We start from the raw sequence: 16,047 nt of genomic DNA, 5'->3' as shown, positions 1-16,047 counted from the left end.
TTGCAGGTTTGGTGCCGGCTGAGGGGAGTGAAGGAGCTGCTGAGCAACTCAATATTCTTACAGCAGAACTCCAAGCAGAAATCAATAATCTCAACGGAACGGTGAACGGCAGAACCGGGAATTATAATCAAGTGATAACGGAGTTCAATGCACTGGTAGATTCATATAATCAACTGCTGGAACAGCATAAGCAGCTACAAGCTGATTATCATGAACTTGGCTCCGATTACAAGGATCTTGGCGATGAATGGAAAAAGTCACAGGAGGATATAGAGGAGCTGCAGAACATCCAAAATATGACCATCGACGAGGCCATCGCGAAGATCAGGAGTTCCGAGCAGAGCCTCCTTGAAAAAGTGGGGGGAGAAAGGCGCGCGGTGCTGGTGCAGGTCTTTAATGATTCCATCACCAACCGTAATGCAAATGAGCTCCTATCCTATTATGGCTCGCTGTCATCTTACAGTGAATTGGCTGAACGAGTCACGGCAGCGAAAGTCGATAAAATATTTGCAGCCAATATAAAGGAATTGGAAAACCTGAAAAATGGGGTTTCCCCAAACGTGGATGAGGGAGCGAAACTCGTCAAAACAAGTTTAGCAGGAGTCGATGATAATTTCGGAGTGTTCTCCGACTCCATCTTAGGTTTTATGAAGGAATATGATGCAAACGTAAAAGCGGGGCAGGAAGCAACGTTAGCTGAGTTGGCGGCAATTACCGTACGTGCTCAAGAAGTATCTGCCCAAATGTCGGATCATATGGAGCCACCTGAAATAGAAACGGAACCGCCGTTGAACCTTGATGGTGAAATGTTTGTAACGCTTCAAGATAATACAGCGACAACTGTCGGCTTCATCTCCGAGCTTGTCAATTCGGTGGCCGAGCGTCAAGAAACGGTTACGAAGGATACCGCCGACCTGCAAGTGAAAGTGGGCTCCGTACAGGAAAGGGCCGATCAGCTTAATGATAATTGGTCAAAAAACGTGGATTCGACCGTTCAAATCAAGACGGACGTATACAGTGTCTTGAATAACACGCTAGTCGATGATCAGCAGAATGGGTATGTTTATGAGTATTTAGCGAATCCCGTTCAAATCAGCGGAGAAGTCCTTCAGCAGGAAAAGGTCAATATCCCGCCGATCGTCATGTTGGTGATCATCCTCATTTCCGGCTTATTGATCGGTTTCTTCCTGCATCATTATGGATCCCTTCCAATGATGGTCCATGCAGCACTGAACGCTTTATTGAATTTAATTGTAGGTTTGATCATCAGCATCTATGGCTTGAAAATATATCCTTTGGGGGATATGCAGGAGATTAAATGGACCGTTTTCACCGTCCTGCTGTTATTCTTCTGTTCTGCATGCACCCGGCTTGCCTTCTCCATCGGGCCGTTTGTCGGGGCGATGCTGGTGATTGGTTTGATCAGTTTCTTCATGATTCCATTATTGGATTTGATCATGCCTAATTTCAACGTCGATCATCCGGTTGCAGACGTATACATGTCCATCCAATTCGGTGATCAGTTGGCATTCATTCCGGCCATCATCATTTTGATAATACTGACGCTCATCGGATCGATCATTCCCTATATAGTGAAGCGCTTTACAGAAAGAAGAGAAATGGCCCATGAAGCGGAATAAATATGTATGGTATATCTTGTTCATTTTGTTCTTTATCGATCATCCGCATGGCCACGCCGAGGAGCCGATGGTCGAGCCCAACGAATATCAGGAAAAGGATATTGATATTCAAACGGAGTATTTCCATGAGGAGGGGTTGCTGGAGCAAAAGCAGAGACTGCCTGAGGAACAAAAGGACCTTTCCTTTGAAAGGGGGAAATATGATGCCGTCGATTCGGTGACGGATTCACTGTTTCTTTCCCCAGTAACGGAGAATAATAATACCATCGCTTCAAAGGCCGAACAGCTTGGATTATTCAAAGAGGCCGGCAAGCGAATGACAAGTGAAGAAGCAGGGCCTTCGCTTCATTTTGACCTGACGATTTTGCTTGTTATCATTCTAGTGCTTGCGGTCGTGTGTTTGTTTTTTATCATCATCCCGAAAATGGGAAAGCTGAATGGAGCTACTAAACGAACATGAAAAAGGGCTTTAGCTAAAAAATACCCTACAGGAAGACACTATGAAAAATGTCTATCTTGTAGGGTATTTTTGTTTGTAATATTTAATCTCTTCCACTCCGCACTAGAATCAAGATGCCTGCAGTGTGGTGGTGTACGTATTCCGTTTCATTCCACTTGGCGTGAAAATGAAGGTGCAATTCTGATTACCGACAGTTACTAAAAAAAGACGCCGCCTGAAAAATAAAAAGGCAGACAGCATCTCCTTGTAGTTGCCTATCTTTTTTTGGTTAAAGGTCCATGATGGCTCTAAGAAGCCCTAAAAGAAGGGCGATTGCCAAGACCCAAATGAAGAATCTTTTATACATGATCGATACCTCGGATATCATAGGTTTGGAGTGCCTTCATTTTAGCATAAACAAAGGAAGAAAAGCAGAGTCCATTGCCATCACTTAATGTAGCGAATGATATGAATGGAAGGATGCCCCGATATATCGGAGCATCCTTGTTCAATATTATTTAAATAAGTCCGGGTAAACGGTTTTAGCAGCAAGTTCTACAGCTTCACCGATCCTTGGTCCGGGACGGGACATGACACTTTCATCAAGCAGGTGGACGTCATCGTTTTTCACGGCAGCGATTTCTTCCCAACCTTTACGTGATTTTATTTCATCAACGGCATCTTTTACATAGGTTGCAGTTGTAAGGATCGTTTCCGGGTTGCGCTTGACGACTTCTTCCCCGGATATTTTAACCCAGCCCTTTTGGTCGGCAAAGACGTTTTTAATGCCAGCGGTTTCCAGGATTTCTTGTTGGAAGGTTTCGTCACCTGTTGTATAGATTTCCGGAGCCGGACTGATTTCAAAATATGTTTGCTCCTGTTCATCCAAGGTTCCCACTTTTTCTTCGACACTTGCAATTTGGGATTTGATATCCTTCACCAATGCATCGCCTTTCTTGGTAACTCCCATCACTTTGGCAATCTGCTCAATATCCCCGTATACGTCATCCAAATTGGCTGCCGATTTAATGATGAATATAGGGATGCCGGCATCTTCGAGTGGCTTCAGCGTCGCTTCATCGCCAACGGTATAAGCGATGATCGCATCTGGCTTCAGGGCTATGATCTTTTCTGCATTGATATTCACGGAATCTGAAACATGTTCGATTTTCTTCGCTTCCTCGGGATAATTATCGAAGTCCGTCACGCCAACCACTTTCTTCCCCTGTCCTAAGGCAAATAGAATTTCGGTATTGCTAGGCTGCAGTGAAACGACTTTTTCCGGTGCCTTATCGAATTTTATTTTCTTTCCAGTATCATCTGTAACGGTATAGCTCTTCGCCTCGTTCGCTTTTTTATCATCTTTTGCAGATTGATCCGTTACGCCACATCCTGTAAGGAAAAGGGCAAGCATAAGCACGGAAATCCAGCTGAATCTTTGGGTAAATTTCATTATTTATTCCTCCATCTATTTTTTCATCGGTTTAGTAGGATAAGATTTGCTAATAAAAGGTATTTCTTCAAAGCCTTGTCGCTTGTTAACGTAGACTGCCATCACGAATAAAACGTTTGCAAGCAAGTGGGAGTAATCGAAAAGGATACCCGGAACTTCCCTTTCCAGACTGACTTTGTGCAAAGCGCGGACGGACTTTTTGGCTTCGCTGCGGCAGGCGTGCAGGGCACATGCCGCCGTTGACCCTTGGGGGAGCACAAATGTCTGGATCTGTTCTTTAACTTCTGCGACATACCGGTCATAAATCGAACTTAAATGGTCCAGGTCATGGTCGCTGATGGCTAGTTTTCCACGGACTGAACCATTTAGATGATAGGCCATGGGCAGCAAAACCATTAAATCCCGGTGAACGTCAGGAACATCCTTCGTCAGCGATGCGGCCATGCCGATCCGCGTCGTCAAGGAGTCTGTTCGTATTTCAAAATCGACTGTGGAAGCGGATTCGCGCATGTATGGATAGCATAAAAAACGAAGGTCTTTCTTTGCCATAACTCTTCCTCCTTTACGTAGTTTGGTGAATGACTGCCGTATCGCTTTTCGCATCAAAACAAAAAGCCGACCAAGAGTTTTGGTCGGCATCGAGCATCCATGTATTCCTAGTAGAAAAAAAGATGGAAGGCTGCCGTACAATCTCCTATCTTCCGAAGAGCATGATACGATAAAAAAAGGCAGGTCTCCTGGCTTGTGCGTCATTTTACTCTAAGAACCTTCCCATTTGATGATGGATAGTACAAATGTCCTATCCACCATCAAATAGTGGTATGTCATCTTATTTCATTAGCACTTACAGTTGCGGAAACAGCTTCGGTTTTGAACCGAATTCCCTATTAAGCTGACATGGCAGCACCCTTTTCTGCAAGGTTCATATTCACTTAGGATAAGTTTACCATACCTTTTTCCTTAAGCTGCACTAATATTTTTAGAGAATTTCGTTTATGGTTTGCGGAATATCTAGTAAACTTACAATGTAAGGATTAATTGGTTGTTACTGTAAAGATAAGTGAGATATAGATTGGAAATGAAATAAGTAATAGATTTCCCAGGAGGTAGCGAATGATTTATAAGCAGGCAAATCAAAAACTGGAAAAGGTTCTAGGGAATATTGAAAAGGTCATTATTGGAAAAAGGGATATTGCGGAACTGAGCATCGTCGCACTTCTTTCCGGTGGGCATGTTTTATTGGAGGATGTTCCGGGAGTAGGCAAGACAGTCATGGTCCGGGCGCTTGCCAAATCGATAGGTGCTAGCTTTAAGCGAATACAATTCACACCTGATTTACTGCCGTCCGATGTAACCGGCGTTTCGATTTTCAACCCAAAGGAACAAGCCTTCATTTTTCGGCCAGGACCGATAATGGGGCATATTATTTTGGCAGATGAAATTAACCGGACCTCTCCGAAAACACAGTCTGCCCTGCTTGAAGCGATGGAGGAGGCAAGTGTGACGATCGATGGCGTCACCAGGGGATTGGAGAAGCCCTTTTTTGTCATGGCGACGCAAAACCCGATCGAGTACGAGGGCACATACCCGCTTCCGGAAGCGCAATTGGATCGATTCCTGTTAAAAATGAAGATGGGCTACCCGAGTGCTGCGGAAGAAATCGAGGTCCTGCAAAGAGCTCAATACATGGCTCCGCTTGAAGAGCTGGAATCAGTCATCACCTTGGAAGAATTGAAGGCCCTGCAGGCAGAGGCTAAGATGGTGATCGTGGATGACACAATAAAAGGATATATTGTTGAACTGGCCAATGAAACGAGGAGCCATCAGGTGGTCTATCTTGGGGTGAGTCCGCGTGGATCGATTGCTTTGATGAAGGCAGCCCAAGCTTATGCACTAATACAGGGCAGGGATTATGTCCTGCCGGATGATGTTCAATATTTAGCTCCGTTCGTATTCTCCCACCGCCTGATTTTAAAACCAGAAGCGAATTATGATGGCTTCGATGCTGAAATGGTGATCACCGAAATTGTCGCGAAGACTCATGTGCCTGTGAAACGGGCCTTGTCATAATGCGTAGCTTCAATCATTTTTTAAAGAAAAACATGAATGCGGCCGGACTGGTTTTTCTTATGGCCACTTCCTTTTGCTTTGCGATGTTTCAAGGCGGATTTGTCAGTTGGTTCATTTTTTATTCGTTTTTGCCCTTTGCCGCCTATGCCATGATTCTGCTGTTTTATCCCCTTCACTCCATTACGGTTGAAAGAAACGTCAGCAAAAGAGAATGCCAGGCAGGTGAATCCATTGAAATGGACCTGACATTCACCCGTAAAAATCGACTCCCGCTCTTATTTCTGGTGATAGAGGAGGAATTGCCAGGAGAATTGGAAGATAGCGGGATTTATAGAAAGGCACTGATCTTCCCTGGATTCAAGCGCATCATCAGCTTGTCGTATGCTTTGGAGGGCCTGCCGCGTGGTGAGCATAGGTTCCAATCGATTCGTTTTTTGATAGGGGACTTTTTTGGCCTCGTTGAAAAGGAGGCGATATTCGATTCTCCATTGAATATAACCGTTTTCCCTACGTATCAGGAGCTTGACTCCCTATATCTCGATCGATTGTTCAATCAGGGACAAGCAGGCCCGACAAAGAAGACACATCGGGAACATTCGGTGGTATCCGGGGTGAGGGAGTATCAGCCAGGTGATCAGCTTTCATGGATCAACTGGAAAGCGACGGCTCGAACGAGTGAGATCATGACGAAGGAATTCGAAGTGCAAAAAAATCGGGATGTATGGATCATCCTTGATAACCAGCCATCGATATCATTTGAAGAATCCATTATTGCGGCGGCTTCCTTTGTCCACAGCCTGTTAAAAAAGGGCATCCAGGTTGGTTATGCGAGTACGTGTTCGAGTCTAATCCTGCCTGCCGGGGCGGGCAGGAACCAGAGACGGAAGATTTTTACCAGACTTGCTAAAGAAAGACCGGATGAAACAAATGCATTAGCTGATAAAGGAAGGAAGGGAAATTTGCCGGCAAACGCCGCCGTGATTTTCATCGTATCCGATTTGACCAGGGAAAAGATGGAACTATTAAATGCTTTCCGCACTAATCGAGGGTTAACGATGTTATGCATGAAGAATCCGGCAAATCTACTGGATGAGGAAAAAAGGGTAATGACTACTGCTATGACAAAAGGAATCAAGGTTAGCTTTATTGAACATGAGCAGCTGAGGTTCGATAGAACGAGGGTGATGGCAAAATGACTGTCACTGCTGAAAAGCTGCAAAGGTACATGCATATCATCCTGTATATTTTTGGGCTGATCTTGACCACTGAGTGGCTAAGGCCGGTCGATCAACTTACGGATACAGGCAATATTTTTATTTTTGTCCTGTTTTTAATCTTTTCCCTGCTGCTGCATTATTTCCAATTACATTGGTCCATCCGCTTTATCCTCATTTCCGTGTATATCATGTTTTCCTTACAGCTTCTTCACTCAATAAATGGTATATCATGGATGAGTGGGTTTCTAGTCGATTTTACGGCTAACCTAAGGTTTATATACGATGCGAATTGGGAGTCGATCACAAACCCATTTCGAACGTTGTTATTTTTTGTGCTTCTATGGCTTGTAACGTATTTGATCCATTACTGGGTGATGGTAAGGCAAAGCATTTTTTTCTTTTTCATTTTAACGGTGTTTTTCGTATCTGTACTTGATACATTCACTCCCTACGATGGGGACATGTCAATGATAAGGATCATCATCACTGGTTTTCTGATGCTCGGCGTGCTTTCCCTGCTGCGTCTCATGATACAGGAGCAGATTGCCTTTCCGCCGGCAGCCATCAAAAAATGGGGCATGGTGCTGATTGGCGTGATCGTGTTAAGTACCGTCGCTGGCTTCATCGGGCCAAAGCTCTCTCCTCAGTGGCCCGACCCAGTTCCTTATATCACTTCTTATTCAAATAAAACGATGCAGGAAGGCGATGGTTCTAAGGACAAAAGCGTCGGTTACGATGAAGATGATTCAAGTCTTGGCGGTTCGATAGAGCCTGATAGCTCCGTCGTTTTTTATAATAATGCAACTGAGGGGCATTATTGGAAAGTGGAAAACAAAGATGTTTATACAGGGAAGGGCTGGGTTTCCATAGAGGAACCGGACGTTGCCTCTTTTTCCATTGGTCAGGATATGGGCCCATTGGATATTTACCAAGTTCCTGAAGTGATGAAAACGAAGGAAATGACAACTGAAGTGTCCATGGAAGAAATGTATCCGCATATCCTGCATCCTCAATCCGGGTATTTAAAAAAGATTGAGGATAACAGCAATACCGAAATGAATTTTATATATTATCTAGGCATGGACAAAATCATTACCGAATGGAAAAATGGCGACCCCCAATTAATGAAAGAATATGAGTTGACCTATGACATGCCTAGTTTTGATATAGCTGAGCTAAGGAAGGTAACGGAACCCGATGAATCGATGGATGTGTTAATGGAAAAAAATACACAGCTTCCTGAGGGATTGCCTAACCGTGTTTATGATTTGGTTACGCAGCTTACGAGAAATGAAACGAATTGGTACGATAAGGCAAAAGTCATCGAGGATTATTTCGATCGCCCTGAATTCATCTATTCAAAAGATGAAATTCCATATCCAGATACGAATCAGGATTATGCCGATCAATTTTTATTCGAGACAAAGATAGGGTACTGCGATAATTATTCGACGGCAATGGTCGTATTACTCCGTGCCGCCAATATACCTGCAAGGTGGGTAAAGGGCTACACGGAAGGGGAGAAAACGGTTAATCGAGGAGAATCCGTTTATAAAGTCACCAACAATAATGCACATTCCTGGGTCGAGGTTTATTTTTCGGGAATAGGCTGGGTGCCCTTCGAACCAACAAAGAGTTTCAACGGGGAAGTCGAATTTTATGACTCGGAATTGAAACAGCAAGAAATCAAGAACCGGGAGGATGCCCCGGCTAATGCAGAGCAACCAAAGGAAGAGGAGAGGGAACGCCTGGATAAACCCGATAAAGATGCTGGATTCATGAAGGAAAAGGGTGAACGTAGACTGGAGGGGCAATGGAAATGGATGGCCGCCGCTCTTGTGATTGTCTTGATTCTCCTGGCAATAAGCTATATCTCGAGAAGGAAATGGATTCCGCATCTGCACATCCTTATGTATAGGCGGAAATCCGGCCAGCATTTCACGTCTGCCTATGCCATATTATTGAAACAATTAAACCGGGCTGGGCTAATTCGGCCAGCTGGGCAAACGTTAAGGGAGTACGCAGCTTATGTCGATGCAGTGTACGGTACAAATGAGATGAGCGAATTGACGGCTGGATACGAAATAATGTTGTATCGTGGAGACGTGGAGGAAGGCGAATGGGAGCACTTTCAAAGCGTCTGGGAACGCTTGATGAAAAAAACTAGCTCTTGACCAGGTTTTTATTATATTGATACAATAACAAAAACTAACTTAAACTAATATATCCTTCATATATCCTCGATAATATGGATCGAAAGTTTCTACCGAATCACCGTAAATGATTTGACTATGAAGGCGGATTTTAACAGGAAAGCTGAAAATCTGCCTTCGTCTGTACTTTTTGTGTATTTTTGAGGGTGGATTTTTAGTTTTTCTTTTTTTATGATAATATTTTTTATAAGAAAGTATCACCCGATTAAACGGGTGAATTACATTGATAGAGGTGACGTTTGTGCCGGGGAAAACAGAATTGCAAAAAAACCAGGAAATGATCGTAGTACTAGATTTCGGAAGCCAATATAACCAATTGATCACTCGTCGTATCCGTGAATTCGGTGTGTACAGTGAGCTTCATCCTCATACAATCACGGTAGAAGAAATCGAGAAAATGAATCCTACCGGAATCATTTTTTCAGGGGGCCCGAACAGTGTTTATGATGCAGCGGCATTTGGCTGTGATGAACGCATTTTTGAAATGGGTCTGCCGATCTTCGGTATTTGTTATGGCATGCAGTTGATGACCAAGCATTTTGGCGGAAAAGTGGAGCCGGCGAAAAATCGTGAATACGGAAAAGCTACATTAGCCATCCAAAATGAATCCAAGCTATTCAGTGACCTGCCGCAAGAGCAAATCGTCTGGATGAGCCATGGCGACTTAGTGGTTGAGACTCCTGAAGGCTTCACCGTTGATGGGACGAACCCATCATGCCCGATTTCGGCTATGAGTGACGAGTCACGTAAATTATACGCGGTACAATTCCATCCGGAGGTCCGCCATTCGGTTTACGGTAATGACATTCTGAAAAACTTCGTATTCGGAGTTTGCGGCTGCAAGGGCGATTGGTCCATGGAGAACTTCATTGAAATCGAGATGGAGAAAATCCGCCAAACGGTCGGAGATAAAAAGGTATTATGCGCATTAAGCGGCGGTGTCGATTCCTCCGTTGTTGCCGTATTGATCCATAAAGCGATTGGCGATCAGCTGACATGTATTTTCGTTGATCACGGATTGCTTCGTAAAGGTGAAGCTGAAGGAGTAATGGAAACATTCAGCGAAGGCTTCAATATGAACGTAATCAAGGTCGATGCATCCGAGCGTTTCCTATCGAAGCTAGCTGGCGTATCCGATCCGGAGCAAAAACGGAAAATCATCGGTAACGAGTTCATCTACGTATTCGATGACGAAGCAACGAAGCTTGAAGGCATCGATTTCCTTGCACAAGGTACGCTTTACACGGATATTATTGAAAGTGGCACGGCCACTGCACAAACAATCAAATCGCATCACAATGTCGGCGGCCTGCCGGAGGATATGCAATTTAAATTGATTGAGCCATTGAATACGCTATTCAAGGATGAAGTGCGTGCACTTGGAAGTGAAATGGGCATTCCGGATGAAATCGTATGGCGTCAACCATTCCCGGGTCCAGGTTTAGGTATTCGTGTATTGGGCGAAATCTCTGATGAAAAACTTGAAATCGTTCGTGAATCTGACCATATCTTGCGTGAAGAAATTAAAAAGAATGGTTTAGAGCGCGAAATCTGGCAGTATTTCACGGTGCTGCCGAACATCCGCAGTGTCGGGGTCATGGGCGATGCCCGGACGTACGACTACACCATCGGCATCCGTGCGGTTACATCCATTGATGGGATGACTTCGGATTGGGCACGTATTCCGTGGGATGTACTTGAGATCATCTCGACGAGAATCGTCAATGAAGTGAACCACGTAAACCGCGTCGTGTATGACATTACGTCCAAGCCGCCTGCAACGATCGAGTGGGAATAGAAGCAACATAGCAGCTGATCAGTGAAGGGAGACCTTCACTGATTTTTTTGTGGGATTAACGAAAGAGTATGTGATGTGGTTTTGTTTCACGTATGTTGGTGAACGTATAACCATAATTAGGCAGGGATATAAAGCGAAACGCGAACGTTTCCTGAAATTACATAAAAAATATTCGTGAGACATATTGACGATTATTTTGGTGGCTGATACACTATACCTATATTAATAAAAAAACATAATTGTCGTATAATATTGGGGATATGGCCCAAAAGTTTCTACCAAGCTGCCGTTAACGGCTTGACTACGATGTGAACAGATTGGCCAAGTGGCCACTTCTTTACATAATAGTAGTCAAGTCCCGTTCGGAAGCGAATCGGGCTTTTTGTCTTTTGGCTTACGATCTTATGATAGGGGAGACTCATAATGAAGAATTATTTTCGTTTTAAAGAATTGGGAACGAATTATCGCCGTGAGATACTTGGCGGTCTAACAACGTTCCTTTCTATGGCATATATCCTGGTTGTGAACCCTGTGATGCTGACTTTGCAAAGCATCGATGACTATCCAGATGAATTGAGAATGGATTACGGAGCGGTTTTCGCGGCTACAGCCCTAGCTGCCGCAATTGGCTCGATATTGATGGGACTCATAGCAAGGTATCCGATTTCACTCGCCCCTGGTATGGGACTGAATGCATTTTTCGCCTTTACCGTTGTACTTGGTTTCGGAATACCTTGGCAGACCGCTTTAACTGGCGTTTTGATATCAGGGGTCATTTTCGTTTTACTCTCCTTATCTGGAATACGTGAGAAAATTATCAATGCAATACCGGTCGAGCTGAAATACGCAGTTGGAGCGGGTATCGGTTTATTCATTACGTTTGTAGGGTTCCAAAACTCCGGAATCATTACGAATGATGACAGTGTCCTTGTTGGCTTGGGCGATTTAACCTCAGGAAATACGTTATTGGCAGTCTTCGGAATTGTCGTAACCGTCATTTTAATGACGAGGGGCGTCAAAAGCGGCGTGTTCATCGGTATGGTCATTACGGCCATCGCCGGAATGATTTTTGGCCAAGTGCCTGTGCCTGAGAAAATCATCGGAGCTGTTCCAAGCATTGCCCCTACATTTGGGGTTGCATTCGATGCCTTCGGAAATCCGGGAGATCTCTTCACGGGACAAATGTTAATCGTAATATTGACCTTCTTGTTCGTGGCTTTCTTCGATACGGCTGGTACGTTGGTGGCTGTAGCGCAGCAAGCAGGCTTAATGAAAGATAATGTCCTTCCTAGAGTGGGAAAAGGGTTGCTTGCAGATTCTTTATCCATCGTTTCAGGTGCAATCCTTGGTACATCCACAACTACATCGTATGTTGAGTCTACGTCGGGCGTGGCAGCCGGTGCACGAAGCGGCTTTGCGGCCGTGGTGACAGGTTTGCTGTTCATCCTATCGCTTTTCTTCTTCCCGCTTCTTTCCGTCGTAACATCGGCGGTGACCGCTCCGGCATTGGTCATAGTCGGAGTGCTGATGGCATCTTCACTTAAGAATATTGATTGGCACAAGTTCGAAGTGGCCGTTCCAGCGTTCTTTACCGTCATCATGATGCCGATGACTTATTCGATCGCCACGGGGATAGCTTGCGGATTCATCTTCTATCCGATCACGATGTCGATGAAGGGAAGAGCCAAGGAAGTTCATCCCATCATGTGGGGGCTAGGAGTCGTCTTCCTTTTATATTTTATTTTCTTGAAGTAATGATACGCATGGATCAGAAGAGTCCTTTTTTGGGGGCTCTTCTTTCTGTTGTAAGAGAAAGGACAAATCGTGTATAGTAAAGGGACTATGTACTGAGTACTTTATCCTGTGCGCATAAGAATGATTTTGAGAAAAAATGAGGGAGAAAAATGAGCGGTTTTATCGTTGAAAAGGTATTGAACAATAACGTGGTGATTGCCACGCATCCGTCGTATGGCGAAGTGGTTTCAATCGGGAAAGGCATAGGCTTCAACAGAAAGAAAGGCGAGGAGTTAAGTCCGCAACTTTTTGATAAGACATTTGTTCTAAAAGATGTTAAGGAGCAGGAAAGTTACAAAAAACTTTTGCCGCAGATCGACCAGAATCTCCAAGCTGCCATTATAGAATCCATTCATCTTATTAATGATCGAGTGTCAGGAAAGCTCAATGAACATATACATGTCGGATTAACTGATCATTTATTGTTCGCCCTTCAGCGTGTTTCACAAGGAATGACTATCAAAAACCCATTTTTGAAAGAAACGATAACCCTCTATCCTTTTGAGCACGATATCGCCGTCGATGTCATCGATTTAATTCAAGATAAGACAGGAATCGGCCTGCCGCAAGGAGAAATCGGTTTCATAACGCTTCATATCCATAGTGCAATAGCCAATAAGGACTTATCGGAAGTCAATCAGCATTCGCAATTAATCTATCATCTCATACAAGTGGTGGAAGAGCAGCTCGGGGTACGGATAAACAAAGAAAGCATCGACTATTCACGCTTGGTCCGTCATCTAAGATTCATGGTAGACAGGGTCCTGGCAGGGGAAAAAGTGGATGAGCCAGAAAAAATCGCTTTGCTATTGAAAGAAGAATATCCTTTGTGCTACAATATCTCATGGAAGCTAATAAAAATTATGCAAAGGAAATTAGGCAAGCCGGTTTGTGATGCGGAAGCTGTCTATTTAACGATGCATATACAACGATTACAAAAGAAAATAAAATAAAAATACATTATCTTACGTGTTACTGATTCGATCAGGCATAAGTGAGGAGAATGATTGTTATGAAAGAGGGTAATATATACCTGATTTCATTTCGATCCTATCTTTGCTTATGCCTTTTTTGTATTGGGGAAATGCTGCGTGGGAAAATGCATTATATCACCATATGTAACCGTTTTATTAGTCTGGAAATTATTAAAGAGGAGGAAAATACATGTTTAAAAAGTTGTTTGGTGTGTTGCAAAAAATCGGTAAAGCTTTGATGCTTCCTGTAGCCATATTACCGGCTGCCGGAATCTTGCTTGCGTTTGGTAATGCATTGCAAAATGAGACTTTGTTGGATATCGCCCCGTTTTTGGCGAGTGGCGGAGTTGAAATGGTCGCGTCCGTCATGGAGAATGCCGGAAATATTATTTTTGGCAATCTTCCCTTGCTATTTGCTGTTGGGGTCGCGATTGGGTTAGCTGGCGGGGATGGCGTTGCCGGACTTGCTGCAATTATAGGATTTCTAATAATGAATGTAACGATGGGAACAGTTCTTGGAATTGATGCTGTCGATATTAAGAACAATGGTGCGATGTATACTAATGTTCTTGGAATCCCGACATTGGGAACAGGTGTCTTCGGCGGTATCATTGTCGGTGTCATGGCTGCCTTTATGTATAATAAGTTTTATGAAATTGAACTTCCTCCTTATTTAGGATTCTTTGCGGGTAAACGGTTCGTACCGATTGCGACAGCTGTAAGTGCAGTTATTCTTGGGTTGTTGATGATCTTGGTTTGGCCGACGATACAGTCTGGTCTAAATTCGTTTTCCGAAAATATGTTAGGTGCTAACTTAACGCTTGGAGCATTTATATTCGGGGTAGTGGAACGTGCTTTAATCCCATTTGGTTTGCATCATATCTTCTACTCTCCATTTTGGTATGAATTTGGCAGCTATGTCAATTCGGCTGGGGTAGAGGTTAAAGGTGACCAACGTATTTTCATGGAACAAATTAAAGATGGTGTTCAGAATTTAACTGCTGGTACCTTCATGACTGGTAAGTATCCATTCATGATGTTCGGTTTACCGGCTGCAGCTTTGGCCATTTATCATGAAGCTAGACCGGAACGCAAGAAAATTGTCGGTGGTTTGATGGCTTCTGCAGCACTTACATCGTTCTTGACAGGTATTACGGAACCACTTGAATTTGCATTCCTATTTGTTGCACCGGTACTTTTCGGTATCCACTGTGTGTTTGCCGGTCTTTCTTTCATGACGATGCATTTGCTTAATGTTAAGATCGGGATGACATTCTCGGGTGGATTAATTGACTACGTCCTGTTCGGTTTGATTAATCCGCAAACGAATGCTTGGATTGTCATTCCAGTTGGTTTAGTCTTTGCGCTTATCTATTACTTCGGTTTCAGATTTGCCATCCGGAAATTCAACCTGAAAACTCCTGGTCGTGAAGTGGAAGAGGATGAAGACGCTGAATCTGCTGGATCAGCGAGTACAGCGGGTACCTTGCCTGGAGATATCCTTGAAGCCATGGGCGGAAAAGAGAATATCTCTCATTTAGACGCTTGTATCACCCGTCTTCGTGTATCCGTGAATGATATCGGCAACGTTGATAAAAATAGGTTGAAGAAACTCGGGGCTGCTGGAGTGCTGGAAGTGGGCAATAATATCCAAGCTATCTTCGGACCTCGTTCGGAAACGATCAAAGGACAAATGAAAGATATCATGGATGGGAAAAGGCCTCGTAAGGTTGAAGCGTCTCCGGAAAAAGGCGTCGAAAACCAAATCGAGGATATCATTCCGCAGCCTTTACGGACAGAAGGAGTAACCCATCACTTTGTTTCACCTATCAAAGGGGAAGTGAAGCCGATTACTGAAGTGCCGGATGCAGTCTTTGCCGGAAAAATGATGGGTGATGGGTTTGCCATCTTACCGCATGAAGGACTGGTCGTTTCTCCAGTGGATGGCACGATCGTTAACCTTTTCCCTACAAAACATGCAATTGGTATTGTCTCCGATGCTGGACGTGAAATCTTGATTCATGTCGGGATCGATACGGTTAAGCTGGAAGGCAAAGGGTTTGAAGCGCTTGTCGCTCAAGGTGATAAGGTAACAAGCGGGCAGCCGTTGCTTAAAGTCGATTTAGAATATGTTAAAAACAATGCTGCCTCCATCATCACGCCTATCGTCTTTACGAACCTTTCCGAGGGGGAAAGTGTGAAGATTGAAAAGGCCGGTACTGTAGATAGGGAAGAAGCGGACGTCATTTCCATCAAATAATAATTGTAGATAAGGAGGGCAGCTGTCATGGCTGCCCTCTATTTTCATTCCATTATGCTTGGTATGGGCCTTATTCGGCAGGAAGGATATATTATAATAGAAGAAGACGGCAGGTTCGTAAAAAAAATGAAAAATATCCAAAGATTGAATTGACTTGTCTTAGGCCAAGTGATAATATATTAAATACAC

General features: G+C 43.9%; 10 protein-coding genes, 1 pseudogene and 3 riboswitches. Of the genes and pseudogenes, 9 read left to right on the top strand and 2 right to left on the bottom strand.

From position 1 onward, the window contains the following. Both CVN76_RS10275 and essA read left to right on the top strand, forming a co-directional pair. A pseudogene (locus CVN76_RS10275) lies at positions 1-1,640 on the top strand (type VII secretion protein EsaA); the annotation flags it as partial. Then, positions 1,627-2,100, top strand: a complete 474-nt coding sequence (gene essA, locus CVN76_RS10270) for a type VII secretion protein EssA (protein ID WP_100531173.1) — start codon at positions 1,627-1,629, stop codon at positions 2,098-2,100. The pseudogene CVN76_RS10275 and the gene essA, both read left to right, overlap by 14 nt. Before the next feature lie 493 nt (positions 2,101-2,593). Here the strand turns inward: essA and CVN76_RS10265 are convergent, their stop codons facing one another. Together CVN76_RS10265 and CVN76_RS10260 are read right to left on the bottom strand one after the other, a co-directional pair. Beyond that, positions 2,594-3,532, bottom strand: a complete 939-nt coding sequence (locus CVN76_RS10265) for an ABC transporter substrate-binding protein (RefSeq protein WP_100531172.1) — start codon at positions 3,530-3,532, stop codon at positions 2,594-2,596. Positions 3,533-3,547: 15 nt separating this feature from the next. After that, positions 3,548-4,135 carry a hypothetical protein gene (locus CVN76_RS10260; protein WP_100531175.1) on the bottom strand — a complete coding sequence of 196 codons (588 nt, stop codon included), beginning with the start codon at positions 4,133-4,135 and terminating at the stop codon, positions 3,548-3,550. Between the two features lie 107 nt (positions 4,136-4,242). Beyond that, a riboswitch (cobalamin riboswitch) is annotated at positions 4,243-4,458 on the bottom strand. 187 nt (positions 4,459-4,645) lie between these two features. Here CVN76_RS10260 and CVN76_RS10255 point away from each other — a divergent pair. The 7 genes from CVN76_RS10255 to ptsG all read left to right on the top strand — a co-directional run bounded on the left by CVN76_RS10255 (position 4,646) and on the right by ptsG (position 15,858). Beyond that, the gene (locus tag CVN76_RS10255) at positions 4,646-5,602 is read left to right on the top strand and encodes an AAA family ATPase (protein ID WP_100531171.1); all 957 of its coding nucleotides are present in this window, start codon (positions 4,646-4,648) and stop codon (positions 5,600-5,602) included. Next, positions 5,602-6,798 (top strand): DUF58 domain-containing protein, encoded by a 1,197-nt coding sequence (locus CVN76_RS10250; RefSeq protein WP_100531170.1) that lies wholly within the window; start codon positions 5,602-5,604, stop codon positions 6,796-6,798. The genes CVN76_RS10255 and CVN76_RS10250 overlap by 1 nt, the downstream gene beginning before the upstream one ends. Further along, positions 6,795-8,993 (top strand): DUF4129 domain-containing transglutaminase family protein, encoded by a 2,199-nt coding sequence (locus CVN76_RS10245; protein WP_100531169.1) that lies wholly within the window; start codon positions 6,795-6,797, stop codon positions 8,991-8,993. The genes CVN76_RS10250 and CVN76_RS10245 overlap by 4 nt, the downstream gene beginning before the upstream one ends. Before the next feature lie 36 nt (positions 8,994-9,029). Further along, positions 9,030-9,131: riboswitch (purine riboswitch) on the top strand. A 178-nt stretch (positions 9,132-9,309) separates the two neighbouring features. Continuing rightward, complete coding sequence (guaA, locus tag CVN76_RS10240; protein ID WP_167353425.1) at positions 9,310-10,830, top strand: glutamine-hydrolyzing GMP synthase; 1,521 nt, start codon at positions 9,310-9,312, stop codon at positions 10,828-10,830. 222 nt (positions 10,831-11,052) lie between these two features. Further along, positions 11,053-11,154: riboswitch (purine riboswitch) on the top strand. 99 nt (positions 11,155-11,253) lie between these two features. Further along, a complete protein-coding gene (locus CVN76_RS10235; protein ID WP_100531168.1) occupies positions 11,254-12,585 on the top strand; it encodes an NCS2 family permease in 1,332 nt (443 codons plus the stop codon). A gap of 149 nt (positions 12,586-12,734) precedes the next feature. Next, positions 12,735-13,577, top strand: coding sequence for a glucose PTS transporter transcription antiterminator GlcT (gene glcT, locus CVN76_RS10230; RefSeq protein WP_061143204.1), 843 nt, complete (start codon positions 12,735-12,737; stop codon positions 13,575-13,577). Between the two features lie 211 nt (positions 13,578-13,788). Then, positions 13,789-15,858 carry a glucose-specific PTS transporter subunit IIBC gene (gene ptsG / locus CVN76_RS10225; protein WP_100531167.1) on the top strand — a complete coding sequence of 690 codons (2,070 nt, stop codon included), beginning with the start codon at positions 13,789-13,791 and terminating at the stop codon, positions 15,856-15,858. The last annotated feature ends 189 nt before the right edge of the window (positions 15,859-16,047 follow it).

The sequence above is a fragment of the Bacillus sp. mrc49 genome (assembly GCF_002803435.1).
This window is presented reverse-complemented; position numbering and strand designations above follow the sequence as displayed.

Excerpts from the sequence above, each read along its gene's own strand:
- ptsG (WP_100531167.1), top strand. The coding sequence starts at position 13,789 with ATGTTTAAAAAGTTGTTTGGTGTGTTGCAAAAAATCGGTAAAGCTTTG.
- CVN76_RS10245 (WP_100531169.1), top strand. The coding sequence starts at position 6,795 with ATGACTGTCACTGCTGAAAAGCTGCAAAGGTACATGCATATCATCCTG.
- guaA (WP_167353425.1), top strand. The coding sequence starts at position 9,310 with ATGATCGTAGTACTAGATTTCGGAAGCCAATATAACCAATTGATCACT.
- CVN76_RS10265 (WP_100531172.1), bottom strand. The coding sequence starts at position 3,532 with ATGAAATTTACCCAAAGATTCAGCTGGATTTCCGTGCTTATGCTTGCC.
- CVN76_RS10250 (WP_100531170.1), top strand. The coding sequence starts at position 5,602 with ATGCGTAGCTTCAATCATTTTTTAAAGAAAAACATGAATGCGGCCGGA.
- glcT (WP_061143204.1), top strand. The coding sequence starts at position 12,735 with ATGAGCGGTTTTATCGTTGAAAAGGTATTGAACAATAACGTGGTGATT.
- CVN76_RS10255 (WP_100531171.1), top strand. The coding sequence starts at position 4,646 with ATGATTTATAAGCAGGCAAATCAAAAACTGGAAAAGGTTCTAGGGAAT.
- essA (WP_100531173.1), top strand. The coding sequence starts at position 1,627 with ATGAAGCGGAATAAATATGTATGGTATATCTTGTTCATTTTGTTCTTT.
- CVN76_RS10235 (WP_100531168.1), top strand. The coding sequence starts at position 11,254 with ATGAAGAATTATTTTCGTTTTAAAGAATTGGGAACGAATTATCGCCGT.
- CVN76_RS10260 (WP_100531175.1), bottom strand. The coding sequence starts at position 4,135 with ATGCGAAAAGCGATACGGCAGTCATTCACCAAACTACGTAAAGGAGGA.